The following is a 25,226-nucleotide window of genomic DNA, read 5'->3' as shown; positions in this document are numbered from 1 at the left end:
TATGCTGAAAAAAATTACGGTTTTTATTATTTTAATGAATCTCTTCTTTTCATGCTTTCATGTCAAACAAGCTAGAAAAATTGATGTAAATGAAATAGATGCTCCCGATAACGATGCAAATCTTTCATTTACATTTGAATTTGATGGAAATATGGAACGCTTCGAAAAAAAATCTCTTGAATATTTTAAACTTAAAGAGACCTATTTTCCTTATAGCTTTTCAACAACATCACTCTTTCCCAATGATACATTATCCGTTTTTGTTTATCCTTTTGAAGATAATGAGAAAATGCTTCAGTTGGTCACCATATCAGATTTTCTAGGAACACGCGACCAAAAAGAAGAACCAACCGTAAAGAAAACACTTCATCATTATATTTCTATTCAAGTAACCGATCAAGAAGGCAATGATGTGCTAAAAGAAGAAAGTTTTCGCAATAAAGCGGTAATGGAAAAACTTCGGTTTTATCAAAGAATTATAGATTAATGGAGAATAAGCAGAATAAAACTTTTTTGACTTGTAAGGATCATACCGTTTCTGGGGAAGAATTTAAATTGGTTTGGAATGAGAAAAACGAGATTTTAATTACCCAACCACAGCCTTCACCAGAAAAGCTTCCCAACTATTATGAAAGTGAAGATTATATTTCTCATACAGATTCTACAAAAAAGCTTTCAGATAAACTTTATCAAGGTGTGAAAAACTTCATGCTGCAGAAGAAGTTGAAATTAATAGAATCTTTGGCAGACTCTTCAACCAAATCATTATTAGATGTAGGAGCAGGAACCGGAGATTTTCTAAAAACGGCCAAGAAAAAAAATTGGAAAGTTAGGGGAGTGGAGCCAAATGCTCAAGCTCGAAATCTAGCTCAACAAAAACACATTACATTAGTACAAGAAATTTCTTTGATAGATTCTTCCGAAAAATTTGATATAATTACACTTTGGCATGTATTAGAACACCTTCCAGATTTAGAATTTCAAATTAAAAAATTCTATTCCTTATTAAATAAGGATGGATATCTAATTATAGCGGTTCCCAATTTTAAAAGTTACGATGCCAATTATTATAAAGAATTTTGGGCAGCTTATGATGTGCCTAGACATCTTTGGCATTTTTCAAAAGAAGGAATTCAAAGCTTAATGAAAAAACATCAATTTCAACTTCAAGAAACTTTACCCCTTATTTTCGATTCCTATTACGTGAGTTTACTTTCCGAAAAATATAAAACCGGAAAATCTAATTTTATAAAAGCTTTTAAGATTGGTTTAAAGAGTAATTTAAAGGCAAAATCTACTAAAGAGTATTCTAGCCATATTTATGTGTTTAAAAAGCAATAATACTCCATTAGAGACGATTTAAGCCGTTTTTAGGCTGAGAACAAGTTTTGCCCGGTAATTAATTAAAACGCTTTATAAGCGCTTAATTTAGAGTTGTTTTTGATAGTCTGTAATTATAGTTCTAGATTATTAAATAGATTTATTCAATTCCTTAGAAATTCTACTATTTTCTTAAAATACTTCTTACTTTAGCAGCACAAATTTAAAATTGTTAAAAATGAAAAAAATTGCATTGGTAATCTTTGGTGCAGCGATATTGACTTCTTGTAATCAAGAAAAAACAGCTTATGTAGATAATACGGTTTTAATTCAGGATTTTAAAGAAATGAAAGAAACCGAAGCTCAATTTAATAAAAGATCGGAACAACTTCAAAAAGGATTGGATTCGGTTGCAAGAGCATTTCAGCAGGAAGTACAGGAGTTCCGTGAGAACCAAGATAAATATTCAGATGCAGAGCTAGAGCAAAAGCGTCAAGAGTTAATGCAGAAAAATCAAATGCTTTCTCAGCAACAACAAATGCAGGGTCAGATGCTTCGCGAAGAAAGTGATAAAATTATCGACTCGCTTGTAACCAAGGTAAAAGATTTTGTTTCCGGTTATGGAAAAGAAAATGGGTATACTTATATTTTTGGTTCTAACGAATCAGCAAATATTATGTATGCTAAAGAGGGGAAAGATATTACTCAAGAAGTCTTAAAAGCTTTGAATAAAAAATACGGAGGAAAGGAAACTTCTTCTAAAGAAACTACCGAAAAAGACTCTATAAAATAAAAGAGTTTTTAATTCACCACAAAAAATCCGCTGAAATGCTCAGCGGATTTTTTATTTCTTACTATGCAATAAGCGAGTAAGTTTTATCGATAAATCGGTAAAAACCAATTTGGGGTTCACGTTTCTTTCAATATGAAAAATAGCATCTTCTAACTCTTCGCTAATTTCCATAATATTATTCCCGTGAATAAATGGAGCAAATTTCGCTAACTGAAATCCTTCCGTAGCCGGTTCCATGTAAACTAATTTTCCTTGTGTATAATTTTGCATTAGGGCTTGCCGAAAAAAGTTCTGACAGTATAGCAAAAAGCGTTTTTGGCTTTCTCTTCCGTGTTTGGCTATTTCTTCGCTCCAATCTATCAACTCCCTTATGGAAGCCTTATTTCCTTTAGCCTTAAAAGCGGTTCTCACCCAACTAATAAACCATTTTTCAAATTGATCGTCGTCGTTATCTTGATGCAATAAATGAAGCGCATCATTATAATTTCCGTTGGCGCGATGAGCGATTTTTATAGCTTCCGCTTGGCTTAAATTTTCTTTTTCAACAAGTGCATCAACAATTACTTTTTCACCCAATGGCGGAAAATGTAAGATTTGACATCGAGAACGGATGGTTTGTAAAATATCTTCTTCGGTTTCAGCAACTAAAATCAATAGTGTTTTATTGGGTGGTTCTTCAATAAGCTTTAGCAACTTATTGGAGCATTCAGTATTCATTTTATCTGCTCCCCAAATAATCGAAACCTTAAATCCGCCTTCATAAGATTTAAGCGATAGCTTTTTTAAAATTTCAGCAGCTTCCTGTACCCTAATTTCCCCTTGTTGGTTTTCAACTCCTAAAAGTTGGTACCAGTCGTATAAATTTCCGTACGGGGATTTTGTAATAAACTCTCGCCATTCCGTTAAGAAATCGGCCGCTTTTGGTTTGGTAATCCCTTTTCGGGAAGTTACCGGATAGGCAAAATGCAAATCGGGATGCGAAAAATTCTGGAATTTTAAATTACATGCTTGGTTGCCTTCTTGGTTTTCACCATTGGTGTTTTTACACAACACATATTGCGCATAGGCAATAGCCATAGGTAAAGTTCCACTTCCCGTTGCGCCTACAAATAATTGTGCGTGTGGTATTCTACCATTATCGGCGGTTCCGGTAAGGTGCTTTTTTAAATGCGTTAGTCCTAGTATATCTGAAAATAACATGCCGAGCGAAAATAGTTATTTTTGATTTATTTCAATTGAATTTACCCCACAAAGGAAGAAATAATTAAATTTGAAAAAAACCTATTTATGAAAACTATTGAAGATTTTAATTTTAAAGATAAACAAGCATTAATCCGGGTAGATTTTAACGTCCCGCTTAACGATCAGCATGAAGTAACCGACGCGACAAGAATTGAAGCCGCCAAACCAAGTATTACCAAAGTTTTGGAAGATGGTGGTTCTGTGGTGTTAATGTCGCATTTAGGAAGACCGGAGGGAGTGCAAGAAGAATTTTCGTTGAAGCATATAGTGAATAAAGTTTCCGAAATTATTGGCGTACAAGTAAAGTTTGCTTCTGATTGTGTAAGTGATGAAGCTTTTAAAATGTCAGAAAATCTTCAGAATGGAGAAGTATTGCTGCTTGAAAACCTTCGTTTTTATGCTGAAGAGAAAAAAGGAGATGAAGATTTTGCAAAAAAATTGGCGAAACACGGAGATATATACATTAATGATGCTTTTGGTACTGCACACAGAGCTCATGCATCTACGACGATTGTGGCACAATTTTTTGATGAAAAATGCTTCGGTTATTTACTCGCAAAAGAAATTAAAAGTTTAAATAAAGTACTTCACTCTAAAGAAAAACCAGTAACAGCGATTTTAGGAGGGGCCAAAGTTTCTTCTAAAATTACAGTAATTGAAAATATTCTTCCAAAAGTAGATAACTTAATTATTGGTGGAGGAATGGCTTATACCTTTATTAAAGCGCAAGGCGGAAAAATTGGTGACTCATTAGTAGAAGATGATAAGCAAGAATTAGCACTTTCTATTTTGAAAAAGGCAAAAGAACAAAATACCAATATCGTACTTCCGGTAGACTGTGTGATTGCCGATAAATTTGCAGAAGACGCCCAAAAAGATACTTCAGCGATCGACAGTATTCCTGATGGTTGGATGGGATTAGATGCCGGGCCAAAATCTTTAGAAAACTTAAAGCAAGTTATTCTGGACTCTAAAATTATCCTGTGGAACGGTCCACTAGGGGTTTTCGAAATGGAGCCATTTGCTAAAGGAACCATTGAGGTTGGAAATTATGTGGCTGAAGCAACCAAAAATGGAGCCTTTTCTTTAGTTGGTGGAGGTGACAGCGTTGCTGCCGTAAAACAGTTTGGTTTTGAAGATAAAGTAAGCTATGTTTCTACTGGAGGAGGAGCTATGTTAGAATTATTAGAAGGCAAATCATTACCGGGTATTGCAGCAATAGAGAATGCTTAGGCATAATTCTTGTTTCATTTAATAAAAATGTTCTGTACTAAAGTTCAAAATAGTTTGAGTTTTAGTACAGAACCTGTTATATCCATTAAAATAGAGAAAGAACGTATATGAAGATAAAGAATGTTGTATTGGGAATGGTTTTTTGTTCCGGATTGGGTTTTTCACAAACCCCCACTCAAAAAGTTGATTCTATTGAAATTCAAAAAACACAAGAAGAAATAGATTATACTCAAAAAGCGGTTCAAACCTCTGGTTTTGATAAAGTTATCGAAGCTCAATTTACTGCTTTTTCTCCTTCTTCGACCTTAGTGAACGAAGAAGTTTTATTTGGTTTACGGGATTACCATCAACCTGCATTAATCGATTCTATTTGGCAAAATACATTATTAGATTCCCAGCTTTATGCAGAAATGCAGGAAACCATTAAAAACACTCCGTACAACGATACCGTTCATAAGTCAATTCCTACCGATACATTAAAAGCAAGGTTAGCAAAACTTAATGCTAAAACTCCATTTAACGTTACTTACAATGAATCTTTAGAAAGTGTAATTCAATACTATTTAAGACGGGATAAAGAAGTGATGGAACGGCTAATGTCGTTAAGCTATTATTACTTCCCGATGTTTGAAGAAAAGCTCGACAAATACGATATTCCTTTAGAAATTAAATATTTAGCGATTGTAGAGTCTGCTTTAAATCCGCGGGCAAAATCAAGAGTAGGAGCTACGGGACTTTGGCAATTTATGTTCGCTACCGGAAAAATGCACGGCTTAGATGTAAGTAGCTACGTAGATGAACGTATGGATCCTGTATTAGCTACTGAAGCTGCTTGTAAATACCTTTCTAACCTTTACGATAGTTTTGGCGATTGGGATTTAGTCTTGGCCTCCTATAATTCAGGACCGGGAAATGTTTCGAAGGCTATTCGCAGAAGCGGAGGTAAAACCGATTATTGGGAATTAAGAAGGCATTTACCTCGGGAAACCGCAGGCTATGTTCCGGCTTTTTTAGCAACGATGTATTTATTTGAATACGCAAAGGAACACGGTTACCAACCCTATCAACCGGAGATCACTTATTTTGAAACCGATACCATCAAGGTAAAACAGTTAATTAAATTTGATCAAATTACCCGAGTAACCAATATAGATGAAGAATTGCTGGAGTTTTTAAACCCCAGTTATAAACTGAATATTATTCCGTTTATTAAGGATGAAGAATACTATATCCGTTTACCTTTAGTGGAAACTGGAATTTTCGTAGCTAATGAAAACCTGATTTACAATTATGCTGAAGAAGCTATTCTTGCCAATAAACAAGTACTTCCTAAATATTATGAAGCTGACGATAAAATAAGGTATCGGGTAAGACCGGGAGATTATTTAGGTAAAATCGCTGAACGTTATGGCGTTGGGGTAAGTAAAATTAGAGGCTGGAATCATTTACGAAGCAATAATATTCGAGTAGGACAATATTTAACCATTTACCCTAGAAAACCAGTGGCAAGTAATCCGGTTCAAATTCAAAAACCTAAAGGAAGCGATAAAAAGCAAGAAGCTAGAAAATCTTCAGAACAATACTATACCGTTAGACAAGGAGATTCTTTATGGAGCATCTCCAGAAAATTTCCGGGAGTTACAGTGCAAAATATTCAAAAGTGGAATGATATTCGTGGGAATAAATTAAAACCGGGAATGAAGCTTAAAGTTTCCAACGGGTAACTAACTAAAATTAAAACGATGAAAAAATTAGCTGTTCTATTCCTTACCATAGCAATTTTAGCTGCTTGTAAAGATTCTGGAAATGGTAAAAATGAAAGAGTTGTAGTTGAATCTAATGGGAGGTTAAATAATCTTTCTGTAGTGATAAGCAATACCCTTTGGGAAGGCAATGTAGGGGAAAACATACGTAAAAAACTTGCTGCTCCCGTAGATGGTTTACCACAGCAAGAACCGCTGTTTTCGCTGAACCAAATTCCTCCCAAAGCTTTTGATGGCTTTGTAACCAGGAACCGTACTTTTCTTTATGTAAAAGAAGCCAACGAACCTCAGCTAAAAATCGTGAAAGATTCTTTTGCCAGGCCACAAACAGGAATTTACGTTATGGCACCTACGGAAAGCGGAATTAATAAACTTATTAACGACAATATCGATAAGATCATTTCTACTTTAAAAAATACAGAAATCACCGAACAGCAACGGCGTATTGGGAAATCGTTAAAAGATGATGAAAAGCTTAAAGAGTCTTTAGGAGTAAAAATGAAGTTTCCCACAGCGTATCGTTATGCCAAAAACGAAAATAATTTTTTCTGGATTAGAAAAGATATTCCACACGGAAGCATGGAAATTTTAGTGTACGAAGTGCCCTTAAAAGCTATCGATAGTGATACCAATGTAATTGGAAATATCATTAAAATGCGTGATTCCATTGGGAAGCAATATATTCCAGGTCCTAACGAAGGAACTTTTATGATTACCGAAGAAGCTTATGCCCCTTATTTATTTGAAACAGAAATTGATGGAAAATTTGCTTACGAAACTAAAGGGACTTGGGAAGTAAAAGGAGCTTTTATGGCCGGACCGTTCATTAACTATGCAGTAAGGGATGAAAAGAACAATCGCTATGTGATTTTAGAAGGTTTTGTATTTAGACCTTCCAATACCAAACGGGATCATATGTTTGAGCTGGAGTCTATTTTGAAGTCAGCTAAAATTGACTAAGAAAAAATAAAGCATAAAAAAATCCGATAATTTAAAATTATCGGATTTTTTATTGAAAAATATAAACAATTACTGTTTATTGTCTTCCACTTTTTTGTTAGTCGTTGGTTCTTCATCTTCCTTGGAAGCATCCTTAAATTCTTTTATTCCACTTCCTAAACCTTTCATTAGTTCAGGAATTTTCTTTCCTCCAAATAAAAGTAAAATCACTACACCAATAATGATGTACTGCCATGCTCCAATTACTAAAAAAATACCTAATGACATAATTTTGTTGTTTTAATAGGCTACAAACTTAATAATTAATATTTAAACCTTGCGTTAACATTGTAATAAATCAATCTACAATAATAGATTATTCTATATTTGTACTAGTAATTGTTGCGAATGGCCAAAAAGAAGAAAAAAGAAAAAAAGTTAGCAAAAAAGCTACTTCATAAGTATCGTTTAGTAGTTTTAAACGAAGATACCTTTGAAGAGAGGTTTGCTTTCAAACTCACTCGTCTAAATGTTTTTGTGGCAACCGGAATTTCTGCATTGGTGTTAATTATCTTAACCACTTTGCTTATTGCCTTCACTCCATTGAGAGAATATATTCCAGGCTATTCGTCTGCACGTTTAAAAAGTACGGCCACCCAATTAATGCTGAAAACAGATTCCTTGCAAAATGTAATCCATAAACAAAATCAGTATTATGCATCTATTAGAAATGTGCTCACAGGGAAAATTTCTTCAGAAGAATTTAATAAAGATTCAGTAATTACCAATAGAGAAACCATCAACCCAGCTATTTTACAACCTTCTAAAACCGATTCTATTTTACGAAAAGAAGTAGAGCAAGAAGATAAATACAATGTAATTGATGCTGCGGTAGATAGAACAGATTTCAAATTGTTTCCTCCGGTAAAGGGAGAAATTACATCTGAATATAATTTGAAAGAAAAACATTATGCCGTAGATATTGTTACGCCTAAAAATACGCCTGTAAAAGCCACGGCAGATGGTACCGTGATTTTTTCTGAATGGACTTCAGAAACCGGCTACGTGATCATTATAGAACATCGCTACGGATTAATTTCTGTATACAAGCACAATGCTTCCTTAGCTAAAGAGCAAGGAGAATTGGTAAAGAAAGGTGAAGTAATTGCCACCGTAGGTTCTACCGGAGAATTAACAACCGGGCCTCATTTGCATTTTGAATTATGGAGCAATGGCCATCCTGTGAACCCAACCGATTTTTTAGAATTTCAATAATATGAGTATCAAATCTTTTGCGGCTAAAATATTTGCCAAGGTGGTCAAACATCAACTAAATAGTTGGGCTAAAAAGCCTGTGGAAACACAGCAAAAAGTATTTCAGCAATTACTAAAAAGCGCGAAAGACACTCAGTTTGGAAGCGACCACCATTTTCAACACATCAAAACCCATGAAGATTTTGTAAAGAGAGTTCCCATTCGTGATTATGAAGAATTAAAACCCTACGTGAATCAAGTAGTCGAAGGGAAAGAAAATGTACTTTGGCCGGGGAAACCTTTATATTTTGCAAAAACTTCAGGAACTACGAGTGGGGCTAAATACATTCCGTTAACCAAAGAATCCATGCCTACGCATATTAATGGAGCCAGAAATGCGATTCTCAATTACATTGAAGAAACCGGAAGGGCAGATTTTGTAGACGGTAAAATGATTTTTTTACAAGGAAGTCCTCAATTGGATAATAAAAACGGAGTTAAACTTGGTCGCCTATCAGGTATTGTAGCACATTTTGTACCTTCCTATTTACAGAAAAACCGTTTGCCCAGTTGGGATACCAATTGCATCGAAGATTGGGAAGATAAAGTAGAAGCTATTATTGAGGAAACCCTAGCCGAGAATATGACGGTCATTAGCGGAATTCCGTCTTGGGTACAAATGTATTTTGAAAGAATTTACGCAAAAACCGGAAAAAAGATCGGAGAGGTTTTTCCTGAATTTAACTTATTTATTTACGGAGGGGTCAACTTTGAACCTTACCGAGCAAAGTTTGAAAGCTTGATAGGGAGAAAAGTCTCTAGTATTGAACTTTTCCCCGCTTCCGAAGGTTTTTTTGCTTTTCAGGATCAACAAAATGAAAAAGGAATGTTGCTCAGGTTGGATGCCGGTATCTTTTATGAATTCGTAAAAGCCGATGAATTTTTTAACGAAAATCCGAAACGCCTTACAATTGCTGAAGTAGAAACAGAAGTGAACTATGTCATGATCATTTCTACCAATGCCGGACTTTGGGCCTATAATTTGGGAGATACTGTTATGTTTACCTCAACCCAACCTTATCGAGTACTTGTTTCTGGAAGGATTAAGCATTTTACATCCGCCTTTGGAGAACACGTTATTGCCAAAGAAGTAGAAGTTTCTTTGAGTGAAGCAGCTAAAAAGTTGAATGTAGAAATTGCTGAATTTACCGTAGCCCCGCAAACCAATACCACAGAAGGACTTCCTTATCATGAATGGTTTGTAGAGTTTGAAAAACAACCGGAATCTTTAGAAAATTTTGCCGCAGAAATCGATAAAAACCTTCAGCAACAAAATAGTTATTATAAAGATTTGATAGAAGGGAAAATTTTAAAACCTTTGGTGATTACTTCTATTGAAAGAGGAGGTTTTCAAAATTATATGAAATCTATAGGAAAATTGGGAGGACAGAATAAAATACCCCGTTTAGCCAACGATAGAAAAATAGCTAATGAGCTTGAAAAGTTTCAGAAATAAAAAAATCTATATATTTAGCGTTTGATGAGTAATTTTACAGACAGAGGAAGAACAAGAGCACAAGAAAGCTCTAATGCGATAGAAAGAATGTATATCACTATGCGACATCTTTTTAATCGTGGTTTTTATAAGCCCATGGGTGTTTCCGGTGAAACCTTACGGGAAGCATTATTAATTCTAAGACCGGAAATATATGGATCTGTTGCAGAAGATAAATTAGAATTAAATGGTTTACTCTATGTAATAGACCGCTTACCCATAGGAATAGAAGAATGCCGCTTTATTAACCTCACCAGTGACGAAGGTTACGGGAATTCTCATTTTACACCTATTGTTCCGCCTAAAAGAAGAAGAAATTGCTATCGCATAGACGAAGAGCAAATGAATATTGAAATTACTCGGGGACGGTCTGAAATTTATGACATTCTTACTCACCTTACTTTTCTTTTTATTGAATCTCATAAAATCATGAGAAGAGTAATTATTGATGAAGAAGGAAACGTAAACAGAGACTGGGAAAAGCTGCAAAAAGCGGTTCAACAAAAAGAACTTTCTCAGATAGAACGGGAAGTTGCTTTAACGCATACTGCTAATATTTTAGGAAGAACATTTAACGAGATTTCTCGGGTGCATCCATTATTTGCCACTTCAGAAAATCCTGATCGGTTTTTACATATCGTTTACAACTTAGGAAAGTTGGCTATTGATGAAGCGATTACCAATAATAAACGGATTGTTACCTTTAGCCCAGTGCTAAGGGAACGTTTAGGGCATCACCTTCATGGAGAGGTTTGGGCTAATAAAATCAAACAAACCCTTTCTGAAAACGGATTGTTACAAAGGCCTATTCATATCATTAGCGCCAATATGCATAGTGTGATGAATACGCTTTACGCTCCGCTAGCTCTAAAAACAGAGTTGAAAAAGAAACCGATTAATGCTATTTATGAAGATTTGAGCAATAGCGCTAATATAAAGCTCCGTCAAAAGGTCACTAAAACAGCCTTGGATAATGGTATGTTTTACATTGAAGATAAAAGTGGCGCCAATATAAACGTTCAGGTTTTTGATACTTCCAAGATTAATCATTCTTATGAAAACTTTAAAGTGAATCAAGATGAAACCGATCCTGTCATTATCGTGATGGATTATGCTTTTGGAGAGCAAGCTTATGAAACGATGGATGAGTTATTAAAACCGTTTCAACTTGGCGAAAAGCAATTTCATCTAGGTGTAGAATCGATTTCCATTATGGGTAAAGCCGGAATTTTAGAAGGAAAAAAAGGAGATATTATGATTCCTTCTGCCCATTTATTTGAAGGAACTGCAGATAATTACCCTTTCAAAAATAAACTCAAGAAAAAAGACTTGGAAGGAAACGGAATCGATATTTATGAAGGCGCGATGATTACCGTCTTGGGAACATCACTTCAGAATAAAGATATTCTCGCCTTTTTCCATGATTCTACTTGGAATGTAATCGGGCTGGAAATGGAAGGAGCGCATTACCAAAAAGCCATACAAGCCGCGGCTAAACTACGCGGAAATATTAAACCTAAAGTGAAAGTTAGGTATGCTTATTATGCCAGTGATAATCCGCTAGAAACCGGGAGTACTTTAGCATCAGGTGGCTTAGGAACTACAGGTGTGAAGCCCACTTATCTAATTACCGAGAAAATTTTAGAACAAATACTTACAAGTTAAATGAACGAGAATTCTAGAAATAAAAATAATGAAGAAATAGATATTGGTGATCTGTTTAGGCTTGTTAAAAAAGGTTTTGAAAAGCTAGGCAACCTTTTGTTGAGGTTTATAGGTTTTTTATTGAGAAATGCCATTGTGCTTATTATCCTTATCATTATTGGAGCTGTAGCAGGATATTTTCTGCAGAAGAAAGCTTCTAATGTAGTAAAAACCGAAATGATTGTAGCTTCAGATTTTGGTAGTGCAGAATACCTTTTTAAGTCGGTGAAGGAGCTTCAATATAAATTGAAAATAAAAGATAAAGCAACTATAGAAAAGTTAGGTTTAGAAGGTACAAAGGCATCTATATCTTTAGCTGTAAAACCTATTATAGATTTAGATGAGTTAACAAGGGAAGAGGAAAATTATTTAGAGTTATTAAATGAGTCAGACTTTTTAGAGAAGGAAGAAAAAGAAGGATTGATGAAAAAGATATCTAGATTTTATGAAATTATCTTGTATCATCCTCATGATCTGGACTCAAGAAAACTTCTAAAAAATGTGATAGAAATATTACGAGACAATGATTATTATAGAAAAGTTTATGCTCTTAATTCTAAGAAAATAGATTTTCTTATTAAAGCAGATGAATCCTTGATTTCACAAATGGATTCGTTAATGGTTAATTATTCCAATAGTTTAAAGAATACACCATTAAACTCATCTACGATTTACAATACCAATAGTGCTCTAGATTTAGGAGTAATGATTGGAAATAGGAGAAGTGTAGTGGAAGAGTTAGATGGATTGTATAAAAAGAAAGTTGCCAATGAAGAGCTTTTTAGATTAGTAGATTTAGGGTATCCTTCTGAAATTGAAGAAAAGAGCATCACTTCTTATAAAATCATCCTAATTCCATTCTTATTAGTACTTGCTTATTTTGGGTTAATCATTTTTGTAAGAGTTGTTCAAAAAGCAAAAAAATTGGATCGGTAAATGAAAAAAATTTTAGTAACCGGAGGGGCAGGATTTATAGGAAGTAACTATATCAATTATCAAGTTAAAAAAGGAGAAAGCCATATTATTAACTTAGATAAACTTACTTATGCCGGTGATTTAACTAATATAGAAAATCCAAAAGCAGGAAATTATACATTTGTAGAAGGCGATATTTGCGACTTAAAGTTTATTCAGGATTTATTCGCAAAATATGAGTTTGATCAAGTAGTTCATTTTGCGGCAGAATCTCACGTGGATAATTCTATTTCGGACCCTTCAGCTTTTATTGAAACCAATATCAATGGAACTTTCAATCTTCTACAAACAGCCTATAAACTTTGGATGAAGGAACCTTTTCAAATGAAAGATGAATTTAAAAAGGCTCGCTTTTTACACGTTTCTACAGATGAGGTTTATGGTACATTAGGAGATGAAGGGCTATTTACAGAAGAAACTCCGTATGCCCCTAACAGTCCCTATAGTGCTTCAAAAGCTTCTTCAGATATGCTGGTAAGAAGTTATTTTCATACCTATGGAATGCCGGTAGTCACTACTAACTGTTCTAATAATTACGGTCCACATCAGCATGACGAAAAATTAATTCCGACCATTATTAGAAAGGCTATTCGAGAAGAAAACATTCCTATTTATGGTAAAGGAACTAACATTCGTGATTGGCTATATGTTTTAGATCACTGTAAAGGAATTGAATTAGCCGTTGCGAAAGGAAAATTAGGAGAAACTTATAATATTGGAGGACGAAACGAACGTAAAAACCTGTATATAGCAGAAAAGATTTGTACGATTTTAGATGAAGAAAAACCTCGTTCTAACCGCAAAAGCTATAGTGAATTAATTACGTTTGTAAAAGATCGCCCTGGTCATGACTTTAGGTATGCTATTGATGCTTCGAAAATTGAAGATAACTTAGGTTGGAAAGCAGAAGAAACCTTTGAGACCGGTATAAAGAAAACCATTCAATGGTATTTGGAAAAATACACTAACTAACCCAAACAGAATTGTTATGAAAGGTATCATTCTCGCAGGAGGTTCAGGTACAAGGTTACATCCGCTTACTATTGCGGTAAGTAAACAACTCATGCCGGTGTATGATAAACCTATGATTTATTATCCGCTTTCAACCTTAATGTCAGCAGGAATTAAAGATATTCTTATTATTTCTACGGCTAAAGATTTACCCCTTTTTGAACAATTATTGGGGAATGGTAAAAATTTAGGCTGTAATTTTCAATATGCTATTCAAGAAAACCCAAATGGTTTGGCAGAAGCCTTTATTATTGGAGAAGATTTTATTGGTGATGATAAAGTAGCTCTAATTTTAGGAGATAATATTTTTTACGGATCGGGATTGGACGAACTTTTGCAAAGCAATAATGATCCTGATGGAGGAGTTATTTATGCTTATCACGTTCATGATCCTGAACGCTATGGAGTGGTAGAGTTTGATGAAAACGGTAAAGCCATTTCTATTGAAGAAAAACCAAAAAAGCCTAAATCCAGGTATGCCGTTCCCGGTATTTATTTTTACGATAATGAAGTAGTTGAAATCGCTAAAAATATAAAGCCCAGTGATCGCGGAGAATTAGAAATCACCGATGTGAATAACGCTTACCTTACAAAAGGAAAATTAAGCGTAAGCATTCTCGATAAAGGAACAGCTTGGTTAGACACAGGCACTTTTAAGTCGTTAATGCAAGCATCTAATTTTGTAGAAGCCATTGAAGAACGTCAAGGCTTAAAAGTAGGTGCTATAGAAGAAGTAGCTTATAAAATGGGTTACATCACCAAAGAAGAAATGAAAAAGCAAGTAAAATCACTTTTAAAAAGTGGTTACGCTAAAAATTTACAATACTAAGATGCAGATAAAAAAAACACCTTTAAAAGACTGCTTAATTATAAAACCTCGAATTTTTGAGGATAATCGGGGAACTTTTTTTGAAAGCTTTAATGAAGAAACTTTCCAGAAAGAAACCGGTTTACAAGTAAATTTTGTTCAGGATAATCAGTCTATTTCTAAAAAAGGAACCTTAAGAGGCTTTCATTTACAAACAGGAGAACATGCGCAAGCAAAATTAGTGCGTGTCGTTAAAGGAGAAGTGATGGATGTCGTGGTAGATCTTCGGGAAGATTCAGATACCTTTGGAGAAACTTTTAGCGTTATTTTAAACGAACAAAACAATTTCCAATTATTTATACCCAGAGGTTTTGGCCATGCATTTATCACCCTCTCAGAGGAAACAATTTTCGCTTATAAATGTGATAATTATTATAACAAAGAATCTGAAGCGGGAATTATTTATAATGACGAGCAATTAGACATTGATTGGCATCTTCCAAAAGAACAATTAATCCTTTCAGAAAAAGATAAAGAGTTGCCAAGCTTTAAAGAATTTACCAACTCATGAAAACCCTAGTTACCGGAGCAAACGGACAGTTAGGACAGTGTCTTAAAAAGCAATCTGCTAAGTTTCCAGAATTAAAACTGCAATTTTTTTCTTCTGCTGAATTAGATATTACCAATTCAGAAAAAGTAAATGAAATTTTTAAAGATGGAAATTACGAGTGGTGTATTAATTGTGCGGCGTACACCAATGTTGAAAAAGCCGAAATAGAAAAAGAGAAAGCCTTTTTAGTGAATGCTAAAGGTGCAAAAAATATTGCCGAAGCATGTTCTTCTAATGGAGTGAAACTCATTCATATTAGTACCGATTATGTTTTTGACGGAGAGAAACCTTCGGCTTATGTGGAAGAAGATAAAGTAAATCCCATTAATGTTTACGGAGCGTCCAAATTAAAAGGCGAAGAATATATTCAGCAAACTTTAGCAGAATATTTTATTTTACGTACCTCTTGGTTATATTCAGAATTTGGACATAATTTCTTCAATACGATGCTTCGAAAAGCAAATGAAGAAAATTGTGTCTTAAAAATAACTACCGAACAAAAAGGAACACCTACCAATGCGAACGATTTAGCAGAGGGAGTGCTTCAGATTATTTCAAAAGAAAAAACAGCCTACGGTATTTATCATTTCAGTAATGAGGGGCAAGCTACTTGGTATGATTTTGCTAAAAGCATATTTACTAATGCTACCCATTTAGATAAGGTTGAATTAATAGCCTCTAATGAATATAAAACTCAAGCTAAACGTCCTTCAAACAGCATTTTATCAAAAAAAAAAATGAAGAATGATTTAGGGTTTAAGATTCCTACTTGGCAAGAGAGTTTAGCAGAATTACAAAAAAGTATTTAAATGAAGAAAAACCTGATTGTATTTGGCACCCGTCCTGAAGCTATAAAGATGGCTCCTTTGGTGAAGGCTTTTGAGGATCATCAAGATGCTTTTGAAACCAAGGTCTGTATTACTGCTCAGCACAGGGAAATGCTCGATCAGGTACTGGATTTTTTTGAGATTACGCCCGATTACGATCTGGACTTAATGAAGCCCAACCAAAATCTTTATTCGTTAACCGCTGGGATTATTGAAAATATGAAGCCGGTGCTGGAAAGCTTTCAGCCCGATTATGTATATGTTCATGGTGATACCTCTACGACAATGGCTGCTGCTTTAGCTGCTTTTTATAGTGGAGCTGAGGTTTGCCACGTAGAAGCAGGCTTACGCACCTTTAATAAACGAGCTCCTTTTCCGGAAGAAATTAATAGATCGATTGCCGGGAGGTTGGCAGATTATCATTTTTCGCCGACAGATAGATCAAGAGAGAATTTGCTCAACGAAGCCATTTTAGAAGAAAATATCAAGGTTACCGGTAATACAGTAATCGACGCCTTGTTATTTAGTGTAGATAAACTTCAGCAGCAAAACTATTCAGATACAGAAATTGAAAGTGTTCAGAAAGAAGTTGATATTTCAAAGAAAATAATATTGGTGACGGGCCACCGTCGAGAGAATCACGGCGAAGGTTTTATTAATATTTGCAAGGCCTTAAAAGAAATTGCAGAGAAGAATCCAGACTGCCAATTGGTATATCCGGTACATTTAAACCCAAATGTGCAAAAACCGGTCTACGATTTACTTTCAAAAGTGGAAAATATAAAGCTTATAGCTCCGCTTAATTACCCGGCTTTTGTTTGGTTGATGGAGAAATCTTATCTCATTATTACCGATAGTGGCGGAGTTCAGGAAGAAGCGCCAAGTTTGGGGAAACCAGTATTGGTAATGCGAGAAATTACTGAACGTCCTGAAGCAGTAAAAGCAGGAACCGTAATTTTGGTAGGAACAAATACAGAAAAAATAATTACAGAAACTCAGAAATTAGTAGACGATAAAAGCTATTATCAAAGTTTGAGTAGACTACACAATCCTTATGGTGATGGTAAAGCGAGTGAACGCATAATTTCTTTTATGAAGGCTAAGGCGTAGTTGTTGAAAATCGTATTTTTGCAGATTGCTTAATCAAATAAATGTATGATACCAAAAGTAACCACCGTAGGTTTAGGATATATAGGGTTGCCCACTTCCGCATTGATAGCCAGTAATGGCATTGAAGTATTTGGAGTAGATATTAATCCAGAAGTAGTTGAAACCATTAACCAAGGGAAAATACATATTATAGAGCCTGATTTGGAAGATGCAGTAGCTCAAGCGGTGGAAAAAGGTTACTTAAAAGCAGGAACAAAAATAAAAGCGGCATCAACCTATTTAGTGGTGGTACCAACACCCTTTAAAGGGAACCACGAGCCTGATATATCTTATGTGGAAGCGGCTACCAAAGAAATTATCCCGCATTTAAAAGAAGGTGATTTATATATTATTGAGTCAACTTCACCAGTAGGGACTACCGAAAAAATGCGCAATTATATTTATTCGAAAAGGCCTGAATTAGAAAATAAAATTCACATTGCCTATTGTCCGGAGCGCGTCTTACCAGGTAATGTGATGCACGAACTGGTGCATAACGACCGAGTGATTGGCGGAGTAGATGAAGCCTCGACACAAAAAGCAATCGCATTCTATAAAGATTTTGTAAAAGGTGAATTGCACGCCACGAATGCCCGAACGGCAGAGATGTGCAAGCTTACCGAAAACTCTTCTCGGGATGTTCAAATAGCTTTTGCCAATGAACTTTCCCTAATCTGTGATAAAGCTGATATTAACGTATGGGAATTAATAAAACTAGCCAATAAGCATCCACGTGTAAACATTTTACAACCCGGTTGTGGCGTTGGCGGTCATTGTATTGCCGTAGATCCCTATTTTATTACTTCAGAGTTTCCAATGGAATCACAAATCATAGGTAAGGCACGTGAAATCAATAATTATAAGAGCTTTTGGTGTGCAGAGCAGATTAAAAAAGGGAAGCATGAATTTCAATTAAAACATGGAAGAAAACCGGCCATTGCCTTAATGGGCTTGGCATTTAAACCCAATATAGATGATTTACGTGAATCACCGGCAAAGTATATCGTGCAAAAAGTATTGCAAGATGCCCAAGATGAAGATTACTATATTGTTGAACCGAATGTAAAAAGCCATCAAGTTTTTAAACTTACCGATTATCAAGAGGCTGCAGAAAAAGCCGATATTGTGGTATTCCTTGTGGCGCATAAAGAGTTCAAAGATTTAGAAATTTCAGAAGAGAAAGTAGTATTAGATTTCTGCGGAATTCGTAAGTAGTTCTTTGATCGAGATTGATGGAAGGGAGAAACAGAAAGGTAAAAATAGCACAGAAGCGTCATATTGCTAAAGCAATCACCTGGCGAACTTTGGGTACGTTAGATACTATTTTACTAGGCTCTGTTATTGATAATTCTGAAACCGGAATGATGTTAGGTACTGCTGAGTTAGTCACCAAACCGGTGCTGTATTACTTTCACGAACGTGTTTGGGCAAAGGCAGATCTTAACAAGAAAAAAGAACTTTTAAACAGTAGAAAAAGACATATTGCCAAAACTATTACTTGGCGAATTATAGGAACCTTAGATACGACTCTTCTAGGCTGGTTAATCTCTGGGGATCCTTATATAGGTTTAAAAATTGGAGTTACCGAAGTAATAACTAAAATGATTTTATACTACTTACACGAACGTTTATGGTACAAAACCAATTTTGGAATTACGTATTAAGAAGAAGTAGAACCTTCAAAAAAATATAAAAAATGAATAAAAATGTTATTCAGCAAAATTATAATATTACAGTAAACGAGCGACGTCAACAAAATAAACATAACAGTTTATTAATTTGGTTTACAGGGCTTTCAGGTTCAGGTAAATCTACTTTAGCCAATCAGGTAGAAGTAGCTTTACACGAGCATGGCTTAAGAACTTATGTGTTGGATGGAGACAACATTAGAAGAGGTTTGAATACCGATTTAGACTTTACTCCAGAGGGAAGAAAAGAAAATCTGAGAAGAATTGCGGAAACCGCAAAATTGTTTATTGATGCAGGAGTTGTTACCTTAGCGGCTTTCATTTCTCCATTACAAAAAGACCGAGAAAATATTAAGCAAATTGTAGGAGAAGATAACTTTATTGAAATTTACGTAAAAGCAAGTGTAGAAGCTTGTGAAAAGCGTGATGTAAAGGGACTTTATCAAAAAGCCAGAGATGGAGAAATCAAGAATTTTACAGGAATTAGTGCTCCTTACGAAGAGCCTAAAAATCCTGATGTAGTTGTAAATTCTGAAAAACAAACAATAGCAGAATCCATTCAAATTATTATGGATCAAATTAAAACAAAATTAGAATTGCCAAGTCATGAGTAAATACTATTTAAATTATTTAGACGAATTAGAATCGGAAGCAATCTATATATTGCGAGAAGTTTATGCTCAATTTCAAAATCCGGTCATCCTTTTTTCCGGAGGGAAAGATTCCATTTTAGTAACCCACTTGGCAAAGAAGGCTTTTTACCCGTGTAAAGTTCCATTTGCTTTAATGCACGTAGATACCGGACATAATTTCCCTGAAACTATTCAATTTAGGGATGATTTAATTGAAAGTCTAGGAGCAAGACTAATCGTAGGTTCGGTACAAGAATCTATAGATAAAGGGCGTGTGCAAGAAGAAAAAGGAAAAAACGCTACCCGTAACGCATTACAAATAACTACACTTTTAGATGCTATAGAAGAAAACAAAGTAGATTGTGCCATTGGCGGTGGGCGTCGAGATGAAGAAAAAGCAAGAGCAAAAGAGCGTTTCTTTTCTCACCGTGACGATTTTGGACAATGGGATCCTAAGAACCAACGTCCGGAACTTTGGAATTTGTTAAATGGAAAGCATTTTGAAGGAGAGCATTTTAGAGCATTTCCAATTAGTAATTGGACGGAGATGGATGTGTGGAACTACATTAAGCGAGAGAATATTGAAATTCCTTCCTTGTATTTAGCACACGAACGAGAAGTAGTCAAAAGAAATGGTTCTTGGATTCCGAATTCCGAATTTTTAAAGCTAGAAGAGCACGAAGAAATCGTTACTAAGAAAATAAGATTTAGAACGTTAGGAGATATTACGATTACCGGTGGAATTGAAAGCGATGCCGATACCTTAGAAAAAGTAGCTTTAGAAGTTTCGACCATGCGCCAAACCGAGCGAGGTAACCGTTCTGACGATAAACGTTCTGAAACCGCAATGGAAGATAGAAAAAGAGAAGGTTATTTCTAGAAAATCACCTTTTTCCTTTTGTGAATATATTATGATTAATTGATAAAGTTTTTCAAAAAAAAACATCTGTTTACCAATAGCTTTTAGAGAAATTATAAATTCGAACTAATTGCAAAATTGGTAAGCTTAAAATTTTAAACCAATGCAAATAGATAAAAACCAATTACTAAGATTTACTACTGCCGGAAGTGTAGATGATGGGAAAAGTACCTTAATCGGTCGACTTTTATACGATTCGAAATCAATTTTTGAAGATCAGATCGAAGCAGTAGAAAATTCTAGTAAGAAAAAAGGTCACGAAGGCGTAGATTTGGCCATGTTTACTGATGGTTTAAAAGACGAGCGGGAGCAAGGGATTACTATTGATGTAGCGTATCGTTATTTTACGACTCCCAAACGTAAATTTATTATTGCAGACACTCCGGGCCATATTCAATATACCAGAAATATGGTAACGGGAGCTTCCACCGCAAATGCGGCCATTATTTTAATCGATGCACGTCATGGGGTAATCGAGCAAACAAAGCGTCACACTTTTATCGCTTCTTTACTTCAAATTCCGCATATTATTGTTTGCATTAACAAAATGGATTTGATTGATTATTCAGAAGAAGTATATAATGATATTGTAAGTCAATTTGAAGAGTTTTCCTCAAAATTGTTGATTAAAGATGTCCGCTATATCCCTATTAGTGCATTGTTAGGAGATAATGTAGTGAATCGTTCAGAAAATATGAAATGGTATCAAGGTTCTCCGTTATTATACGAACTGGAAACCCTTCATATTAGTAGTGATATTAATAAAATAGATGCCCGTTTCCCAGTACAAACTGTATTACGACCACAACGTGAAGGATTTATAGATTTTAGAGGGTATGCAGGAAGAGTAGCTAGCGGAATCTTTAGACCTAAAGATGAGGTGACTATTTTACCTTCAGGCTTTACTTCAACCATAAAAGGCATTCACACAGAAGATGGAGATTTAGAAGAAGCTTTTGCACCGATGTCGGTAGCTATTACTTTGGAAGATGATATCGATATTAGCCGAGGTGATATGATTGTTAAAACCAATAATCAACCTGAGCCTAAACAAGATATAGATGCGATGCTCTGTTGGTTGAATACAGATGAGGCTAAGCCAAGGGCAAAATACACGATTATGCATACTTCTAATGAGCAAAGAGCGATGATAAAAGAAGTAGTGTATAAAATTGATATCAATACGTATACTAGAAATACTGAAGATAAGTCATTAAAAATGAATGATATCAGCCGCGTGAAATTACGAACCACCAAGCCGTTAATGACTGATGATTACAGAGAAAACAGAAATACCGGAAGCATTATTTTAATTGATGAAAGCACTAATGAAACAGTGGCTGCCGGAATGATTTTATAAAACAAAAAAAGCTATGGAATTAAAAGAATATCTACCAACAATAATAGATGCAGCAAGGGATGCAGGAATAGAAATCTTAGAAGTTTATAATTCTGATGATTTTGATGTGGAAAAAAAAGGGGACGATAGCCCATTAACTAAAGCAGATCGATTAGCCCATGAAGTGATTGTCAAGAAATTAAAAGAACATACCGAGTTTCCAATTTTATCGGAAGAAGGAAGAGATATCCCTTACGGAGAGCGTAAAGATTGGGAATATTTTTGGATGGTCGATCCTTTAGACGGTACCAAAGAGTTCATTAAACAAAATGGAGAATTTACCGTAAACATCGCTTTAATTCATAAAAATGAGCCTATTTTAGGGGTGGTTTACGCACCTGTTTTAGACAAGCTTTATTTTGGAGGAAAAAACATAGGGGCTTTTATGGGAGAGAATATGGATCCACAGCACAAATTAGAGCTTATAAAGAACGAAACAGATGTAGTGAGAATAGTTGCCTCCAGATCTCATTTAAACGACGAGACAGCTAATTATATCAAGAAGTTTGATAATGCGCAAACCGTATCGATGGGAAGCTCCTTAAAATTTATGTTGATTGCTGATAGCGAAGCCGATATTTACCCGCGTTTTGCCCCAACTATGGAGTGGGATACCGCTGCAGCGCATGCTGTTTTAAAAGGTTTAGAGTTAGAAGTAATCAATATGGAAGACGATCAACCATTAAGATATAATAAAGAGAATTTGCTGAATCCACACTTTTTGGTGAAGCGATAGTTAGTTATAACATATCAATTATTATAAAGGAAACCCAATTGGTTTCCTTTTTTGTTTTAATATTATAGACATAAGCTATATACCTAAATTAAATATTTATAATTTTACCAACGATTTAACGGTAATTAAAAATATGTTTTTAAAGAAAATCTTCAATAACCCTAATCAAAGGGAGATCATTTTAAAAGCATTAGTTTCTTTATTTTTAAGAGGAGGAGGCTATGGGTTCGGCTTTTTATTTATATGGCTAATCGCTCAAAATCTTGGGGCTTCTATACAGGGTATATTTGCTATCGCTTTTTTATTTCTTTCGGTAGGTTCTATGGTAGGGAAGTTTGGTTTATCTACTGCAATTGTAAAATGGATCGCAAGCCATCCTAATTTCGAAGAAAGAAGAATAATTATTATAAAATGCTTAGGAATTGTTTTTTTATTTTCGGCGGTTTTAGCTTTGGTTATATTTTTTGGTTCAACAACAATCGCTTTTTTTTACAAAAAACCGGAAATTGTAACAAGTATAAAAATTGCTGCCATTACTATTCCTATTTTTAGTATAATTGAAATAGGAAGTGCGGTTTTTAAAGGAACTAAGCAATTAGCTATATTTTCTATTTATTTCGACTTTTTAAAATTTCTATTACCTGCTGTTGTATTTTCTATATTGTACTTTGTTTTTAGTGTTAGTGTAATAGAGTTACCTATATTTTCTTATCTAGCAGGTTATTCACTATTACTTATTATTATATTAATTCATCTGCAATTACGATTTAAGATTTTTATTTCAAAAAAAGGACAAGTAACATTTCTACCTGTAAAAAAGATGCTAAAAGATTCCTATCCTATGCTGATGGCATCTTCTATTGTGATGATTATGGGATGGAGCGATGTATTTATTTTGGGGTTTTTTGTTGATGAAGCCGATATCGGTATTTATAGTACTGCAGTTAGAATTGCTACCTTGGTGTCTTTTACCTACACTGCAATTGTAGCAATTATGACTCCCAAAATTGCAGAATATTTTCACATGAATAATCATCAAGATTTTAAAGCAACTATAGCTTTTTCAAGTAAATTGATGTTTTTATGCAGCTTACCGATATTCTTAGTCCTATTTGTTTTTTCAGAATTTTTTCTAAGTATTTTTGGTGAAGTTTATAAAGAAGGAAGTCTAGTTTTAAAAATTTTACTATTGGCACAATTTACAAATGTAATTACAGGTCCAGTAGGACCAATATTTCAAATGACAGGTTTACAGCATACTTTACAACGCTTTTTAGTTTTATCCCTAATGGTAAATTTAATTTTTAGTATTGCTTTAGTATATCCTCTTAAACTAGAAGGCGTTGCTATTGGTAGTGCTTTAGGGATGATATGTTGGAATCTTCTAGGAGCGATTTATTTAAAGAAGAAGCGAAAGTTAGTTACTTGGATAAATTTTAGTAGATGAAATGGATTAAAAATATAGCGCATCCACACGCTTACATTCTGTTTTTCATAGTAATAAGCTTACTGGCCTTAATTCCTAATGGATTAGGTTGGCGTATTGATATGGAAGATTATCCACAAGAATATATAGGATTAACCGTGTTTTATGTGATATTTTATCTTTTGGGTTATTATATTCCTTTGGGAACAAAAAAACCAGAAAAACGTGAAATAAGTATTTCTATGATTAACTTTTTTCACATAACCTACTTTATTCTTTTAGGCTTTTTTATCATTAAATTTATTTATGTAGGAGGTATCCCTCTAATTAGTGATTCTCCCTTTTTACGCACAAAAATGGGTAAATTAGGAGGCTTTGTAGATTACCCCACCAAAGCTATTTCATTACTTGGTATCGTGGCGTATTATTTTTATATCTCCCGTAAAAACTCACTTTATATATTTCAATTTATAATTTCAATAGTTTTAAATATTCTTTTCGCTGAGCGTTCATTAATTGTCTTTACGCTTGTTGGAGCTTTAATATTGTATGTGCAGTATCATAAAGTTAGTTTAAAAACGTTTGGAATTGTTCTTTTCCTAGGGTTACTTATGCTTTTTTTTATAGGATGGGTTCAAATTGTTCGTTTAGGAGGGAAAAACAATTTAGATAGGTCTGGAAAAAAATCTGCTTTAGAAGTGGGAGCTTGGGTTATCCAAGGGGACTTAACAGGATCCCAAAAGTTTGGAGCCTATGTAGTAGATAAGCTTCATGAAAATTATCTATATGGGAAATACACTTTTGGAACTTATTTAGCTGTTTTTGTACCCAATTTTGAAGAACATGGAGCAGAATACCTACAAAAAGAATTTACAGAAAAAAGAACTGCTCAATCTGCAGCCATTCCATATAGTTACTTTATGGATTTTGGTTATTTAAGTTTAATTTTTCCTCTGATTATAGGGATGATATCAAGGTACATTTATCTGAAATTTAAAACTTTAAATTCTCCGTTTTATAATATTTTATATCCAACTTACTTTTTTGGTTTGCTTTGGAGCGTTCGTTCTGGTAATTTTCCTATAGAACCAAAGTTTATATACTATTTGTTGGTTTTAATATTTGTTTTTAATCCACACTTTCACAAACGTATCAATAATGAAATAATTACGTTATTACGTTTAATCTTTATAGGGACTCTTGCTGTAAGTTTTATAGCGCTTTTAATTAGATGGTAGAAAAA

The 25,226-nt window shown here is 34.5% G+C and carries 25 protein-coding genes; 23 read left to right on the top strand and 2 right to left on the bottom strand.

Annotated elements, in window-relative coordinates:
* Window position 1: 1 nt before the first annotated feature.
* From FVB9532_RS00235 to FVB9532_RS00225, 3 genes are all read left to right on the top strand, one after another.
* Window positions 2–487, top strand: a complete 486-nt coding sequence (locus FVB9532_RS00235; RefSeq protein ID WP_150543204.1) for a hypothetical protein — start codon at window positions 2–4, stop codon at window positions 485–487.
* Window positions 487–1,341, top strand: a complete 855-nt coding sequence (locus tag FVB9532_RS00230; protein WP_150543203.1) for a class I SAM-dependent methyltransferase — start codon at window positions 487–489, stop codon at window positions 1,339–1,341. The genes FVB9532_RS00235 and FVB9532_RS00230 overlap by 1 nt, the downstream gene beginning before the upstream one ends.
* Before the next feature lie 217 nt (window positions 1,342–1,558).
* Window positions 1,559–2,113: an OmpH/Skp family outer membrane protein gene (locus FVB9532_RS00225; protein WP_150543202.1), complete on the top strand. Its 555-nt coding sequence runs from the start codon at window positions 1,559–1,561 to the stop codon at window positions 2,111–2,113.
* Between the two features lie 51 nt (window positions 2,114–2,164).
* On the opposite strand, the gene FVB9532_RS00220 is transcribed toward FVB9532_RS00225, so the two are convergent.
* The gene (locus FVB9532_RS00220; protein WP_150543201.1) at window positions 2,165–3,313 is read right to left on the bottom strand and encodes a DNA polymerase III subunit; all 1,149 of its coding nucleotides are present in this window, start codon (window positions 3,311–3,313) and stop codon (window positions 2,165–2,167) included.
* A gap of 87 nt (window positions 3,314–3,400) precedes the next feature.
* Between FVB9532_RS00220 and FVB9532_RS00215 the strand changes: the two genes are divergently transcribed.
* From FVB9532_RS00215 to FVB9532_RS00205, 3 genes are all read left to right on the top strand, one after another.
* On the top strand, window positions 3,401–4,588 hold the full coding sequence (locus FVB9532_RS00215; protein ID WP_150543200.1) for a phosphoglycerate kinase: 1,188 nt from the start codon (window positions 3,401–3,403) through the stop codon (window positions 4,586–4,588).
* Between the two features lie 107 nt (window positions 4,589–4,695).
* Window positions 4,696–6,312, top strand: a complete 1,617-nt coding sequence (locus tag FVB9532_RS00210) for a lytic transglycosylase domain-containing protein (RefSeq protein WP_228482224.1) — start codon at window positions 4,696–4,698, stop codon at window positions 6,310–6,312.
* 18 nt (window positions 6,313–6,330) lie between these two features.
* Window positions 6,331–7,311, top strand: a complete 981-nt coding sequence (locus FVB9532_RS00205; protein ID WP_150543199.1) for a DUF4837 family protein — start codon at window positions 6,331–6,333, stop codon at window positions 7,309–7,311.
* Between the two features lie 69 nt (window positions 7,312–7,380).
* Here FVB9532_RS00205 and FVB9532_RS00200 read toward each other — a convergent pair whose 3' ends face one another.
* A complete protein-coding gene (locus FVB9532_RS00200; RefSeq protein WP_190324958.1) occupies window positions 7,381–7,578 on the bottom strand; it encodes a twin-arginine translocase TatA/TatE family subunit in 198 nt (65 codons plus the stop codon).
* Between the two features lie 120 nt (window positions 7,579–7,698).
* Here FVB9532_RS00200 and FVB9532_RS00195 point away from each other — a divergent pair, with 120 nt between their 5' ends.
* The 17 genes from FVB9532_RS00195 (at window position 7,699) to FVB9532_RS00115 (ending at window position 25,221) form a co-directional block, all read left to right on the top strand.
* Entirely contained in the window at window positions 7,699–8,565 is an 867-nt protein-coding gene (locus tag FVB9532_RS00195; RefSeq protein WP_150543198.1) for a M23 family metallopeptidase, read from the top strand.
* Between the two features lies 1 nt (window position 8,566).
* On the top strand, window positions 8,567–10,060 hold the full coding sequence (locus FVB9532_RS00190; RefSeq protein ID WP_150543197.1) for a GH3 auxin-responsive promoter family protein: 1,494 nt from the start codon (window positions 8,567–8,569) through the stop codon (window positions 10,058–10,060).
* Between the two features lie 24 nt (window positions 10,061–10,084).
* Window positions 10,085–11,764, top strand: a complete 1,680-nt coding sequence (locus tag FVB9532_RS00185) for a DUF6909 family protein (RefSeq protein ID WP_150543196.1) — start codon at window positions 10,085–10,087, stop codon at window positions 11,762–11,764.
* Window positions 11,765–12,739: a hypothetical protein gene (locus FVB9532_RS00180; protein WP_150543195.1), complete on the top strand. Its 975-nt coding sequence runs from the start codon at window positions 11,765–11,767 to the stop codon at window positions 12,737–12,739.
* Complete coding sequence (gene rfbB / locus FVB9532_RS00175; protein WP_150543194.1) at window positions 12,740–13,750, top strand: dTDP-glucose 4,6-dehydratase; 1,011 nt, start codon at window positions 12,740–12,742, stop codon at window positions 13,748–13,750.
* 16 nt (window positions 13,751–13,766) lie between these two features.
* Window positions 13,767–14,618 (top strand): glucose-1-phosphate thymidylyltransferase RfbA, encoded by an 852-nt coding sequence (gene rfbA, locus FVB9532_RS00170; RefSeq protein ID WP_150543193.1) that lies wholly within the window; start codon window positions 13,767–13,769, stop codon window positions 14,616–14,618.
* Between the two features lies 1 nt (window position 14,619).
* Window positions 14,620–15,168 (top strand): dTDP-4-dehydrorhamnose 3,5-epimerase, encoded by a 549-nt coding sequence (gene rfbC / locus FVB9532_RS00165; protein WP_150543192.1) that lies wholly within the window; start codon window positions 14,620–14,622, stop codon window positions 15,166–15,168.
* Window positions 15,165–16,016, top strand: a complete 852-nt coding sequence (gene rfbD / locus FVB9532_RS00160; RefSeq protein WP_150543191.1) for a dTDP-4-dehydrorhamnose reductase — start codon at window positions 15,165–15,167, stop codon at window positions 16,014–16,016. Before rfbC ends, rfbD begins: the two co-directional genes overlap by 4 nt.
* Entirely contained in the window at window positions 16,017–17,144 is a 1,128-nt protein-coding gene (gene wecB / locus FVB9532_RS00155) for a non-hydrolyzing UDP-N-acetylglucosamine 2-epimerase (protein ID WP_150543190.1), read from the top strand.
* Window positions 17,145–17,189: 45 nt separating this feature from the next.
* Window positions 17,190–18,398, top strand: coding sequence for a UDP-N-acetyl-D-mannosamine dehydrogenase (wecC, locus tag FVB9532_RS00150; RefSeq protein WP_150543189.1), 1,209 nt, complete (start codon window positions 17,190–17,192; stop codon window positions 18,396–18,398).
* A gap of 17 nt (window positions 18,399–18,415) precedes the next feature.
* Window positions 18,416–18,847, top strand: a complete 432-nt coding sequence (locus FVB9532_RS00145) for a DUF2061 domain-containing protein (protein WP_150543188.1) — start codon at window positions 18,416–18,418, stop codon at window positions 18,845–18,847.
* 32 nt (window positions 18,848–18,879) lie between these two features.
* Entirely contained in the window at window positions 18,880–19,485 is a 606-nt protein-coding gene (gene cysC, locus FVB9532_RS00140) for an adenylyl-sulfate kinase (RefSeq protein ID WP_150543187.1), read from the top strand.
* Complete coding sequence (gene cysD / locus FVB9532_RS00135) at window positions 19,478–20,383, top strand: sulfate adenylyltransferase subunit CysD (protein WP_150543186.1); 906 nt, start codon at window positions 19,478–19,480, stop codon at window positions 20,381–20,383. Before cysC ends, cysD begins: the two co-directional genes overlap by 8 nt.
* Window positions 20,384–20,525: 142 nt before the next feature.
* The gene (locus FVB9532_RS00130) at window positions 20,526–21,782 is read left to right on the top strand and encodes a sulfate adenylyltransferase subunit CysN (RefSeq protein ID WP_150543185.1); all 1,257 of its coding nucleotides are present in this window, start codon (window positions 20,526–20,528) and stop codon (window positions 21,780–21,782) included.
* Between the two features lie 13 nt (window positions 21,783–21,795).
* Window positions 21,796–22,557, top strand: a complete 762-nt coding sequence (cysQ, locus tag FVB9532_RS00125; RefSeq protein WP_150543184.1) for a 3'(2'),5'-bisphosphate nucleotidase CysQ — start codon at window positions 21,796–21,798, stop codon at window positions 22,555–22,557.
* 133 nt (window positions 22,558–22,690) lie between these two features.
* Window positions 22,691–24,004: a flippase gene (locus FVB9532_RS00120; RefSeq protein WP_150543183.1), complete on the top strand. Its 1,314-nt coding sequence runs from the start codon at window positions 22,691–22,693 to the stop codon at window positions 24,002–24,004.
* Complete coding sequence (locus FVB9532_RS00115) at window positions 24,001–25,221, top strand: O-antigen polymerase (RefSeq protein ID WP_150543182.1); 1,221 nt, start codon at window positions 24,001–24,003, stop codon at window positions 25,219–25,221. The genes FVB9532_RS00120 and FVB9532_RS00115 overlap by 4 nt, the downstream gene beginning before the upstream one ends.
* The last annotated feature ends 5 nt before the right edge of the window (window positions 25,222–25,226 follow it).

It is taken from the genome of Mesonia oceanica (assembly GCF_902499555.1).
GTDB classification, from domain to species: Bacteria; Bacteroidota; Bacteroidia; order Flavobacteriales; family Flavobacteriaceae; genus Mesonia; species Mesonia oceanica.
The sequence above is the reverse complement of the archived record's forward strand: the minus strand, read 5'-3'. Positions and strand labels throughout refer to the sequence as shown.

Coding starts and splice junctions, on each gene's coding strand:
- FVB9532_RS00235 (WP_150543204.1), top strand. CDS start 2: ATGCTGAAAAAAATTACGGTTTTTATTATTTTAATGAATCTCTTCTTT.
- FVB9532_RS00230 (WP_150543203.1), top strand. CDS start 487: ATGGAGAATAAGCAGAATAAAACTTTTTTGACTTGTAAGGATCATACC.
- FVB9532_RS00225 (WP_150543202.1), top strand. CDS start 1,559: ATGAAAAAAATTGCATTGGTAATCTTTGGTGCAGCGATATTGACTTCT.
- FVB9532_RS00220 (WP_150543201.1), bottom strand. CDS start 3,313: ATGTTATTTTCAGATATACTAGGACTAACGCATTTAAAAAAGCACCTT.
- FVB9532_RS00215 (WP_150543200.1), top strand. CDS start 3,401: ATGAAAACTATTGAAGATTTTAATTTTAAAGATAAACAAGCATTAATC.
- FVB9532_RS00210 (WP_228482224.1), top strand. CDS start 4,696: ATGAAGATAAAGAATGTTGTATTGGGAATGGTTTTTTGTTCCGGATTG.
- FVB9532_RS00205 (WP_150543199.1), top strand. CDS start 6,331: ATGAAAAAATTAGCTGTTCTATTCCTTACCATAGCAATTTTAGCTGCT.
- FVB9532_RS00200 (WP_190324958.1), bottom strand. CDS start 7,578: ATGTCATTAGGTATTTTTTTAGTAATTGGAGCATGGCAGTACATCATT.
- FVB9532_RS00195 (WP_150543198.1), top strand. CDS start 7,699: ATGGCCAAAAAGAAGAAAAAAGAAAAAAAGTTAGCAAAAAAGCTACTT.
- FVB9532_RS00190 (WP_150543197.1), top strand. CDS start 8,567: ATGAGTATCAAATCTTTTGCGGCTAAAATATTTGCCAAGGTGGTCAAA.
- FVB9532_RS00185 (WP_150543196.1), top strand. CDS start 10,085: ATGAGTAATTTTACAGACAGAGGAAGAACAAGAGCACAAGAAAGCTCT.
- FVB9532_RS00180 (WP_150543195.1), top strand. CDS start 11,765: ATGAACGAGAATTCTAGAAATAAAAATAATGAAGAAATAGATATTGGT.
- rfbB (WP_150543194.1), top strand. CDS start 12,740: ATGAAAAAAATTTTAGTAACCGGAGGGGCAGGATTTATAGGAAGTAAC.
- rfbA (WP_150543193.1), top strand. CDS start 13,767: ATGAAAGGTATCATTCTCGCAGGAGGTTCAGGTACAAGGTTACATCCG.
- rfbC (WP_150543192.1), top strand. CDS start 14,620: ATGCAGATAAAAAAAACACCTTTAAAAGACTGCTTAATTATAAAACCT.
- rfbD (WP_150543191.1), top strand. CDS start 15,165: ATGAAAACCCTAGTTACCGGAGCAAACGGACAGTTAGGACAGTGTCTT.
- wecB (WP_150543190.1), top strand. CDS start 16,017: ATGAAGAAAAACCTGATTGTATTTGGCACCCGTCCTGAAGCTATAAAG.
- wecC (WP_150543189.1), top strand. CDS start 17,190: ATGATACCAAAAGTAACCACCGTAGGTTTAGGATATATAGGGTTGCCC.
- FVB9532_RS00145 (WP_150543188.1), top strand. CDS start 18,416: ATGGAAGGGAGAAACAGAAAGGTAAAAATAGCACAGAAGCGTCATATT.
- cysC (WP_150543187.1), top strand. CDS start 18,880: ATGAATAAAAATGTTATTCAGCAAAATTATAATATTACAGTAAACGAG.
- cysD (WP_150543186.1), top strand. CDS start 19,478: ATGAGTAAATACTATTTAAATTATTTAGACGAATTAGAATCGGAAGCA.
- FVB9532_RS00130 (WP_150543185.1), top strand. CDS start 20,526: ATGCAAATAGATAAAAACCAATTACTAAGATTTACTACTGCCGGAAGT.
- cysQ (WP_150543184.1), top strand. CDS start 21,796: ATGGAATTAAAAGAATATCTACCAACAATAATAGATGCAGCAAGGGAT.
- FVB9532_RS00120 (WP_150543183.1), top strand. CDS start 22,691: ATGTTTTTAAAGAAAATCTTCAATAACCCTAATCAAAGGGAGATCATT.
- FVB9532_RS00115 (WP_150543182.1), top strand. CDS start 24,001: ATGAAATGGATTAAAAATATAGCGCATCCACACGCTTACATTCTGTTT.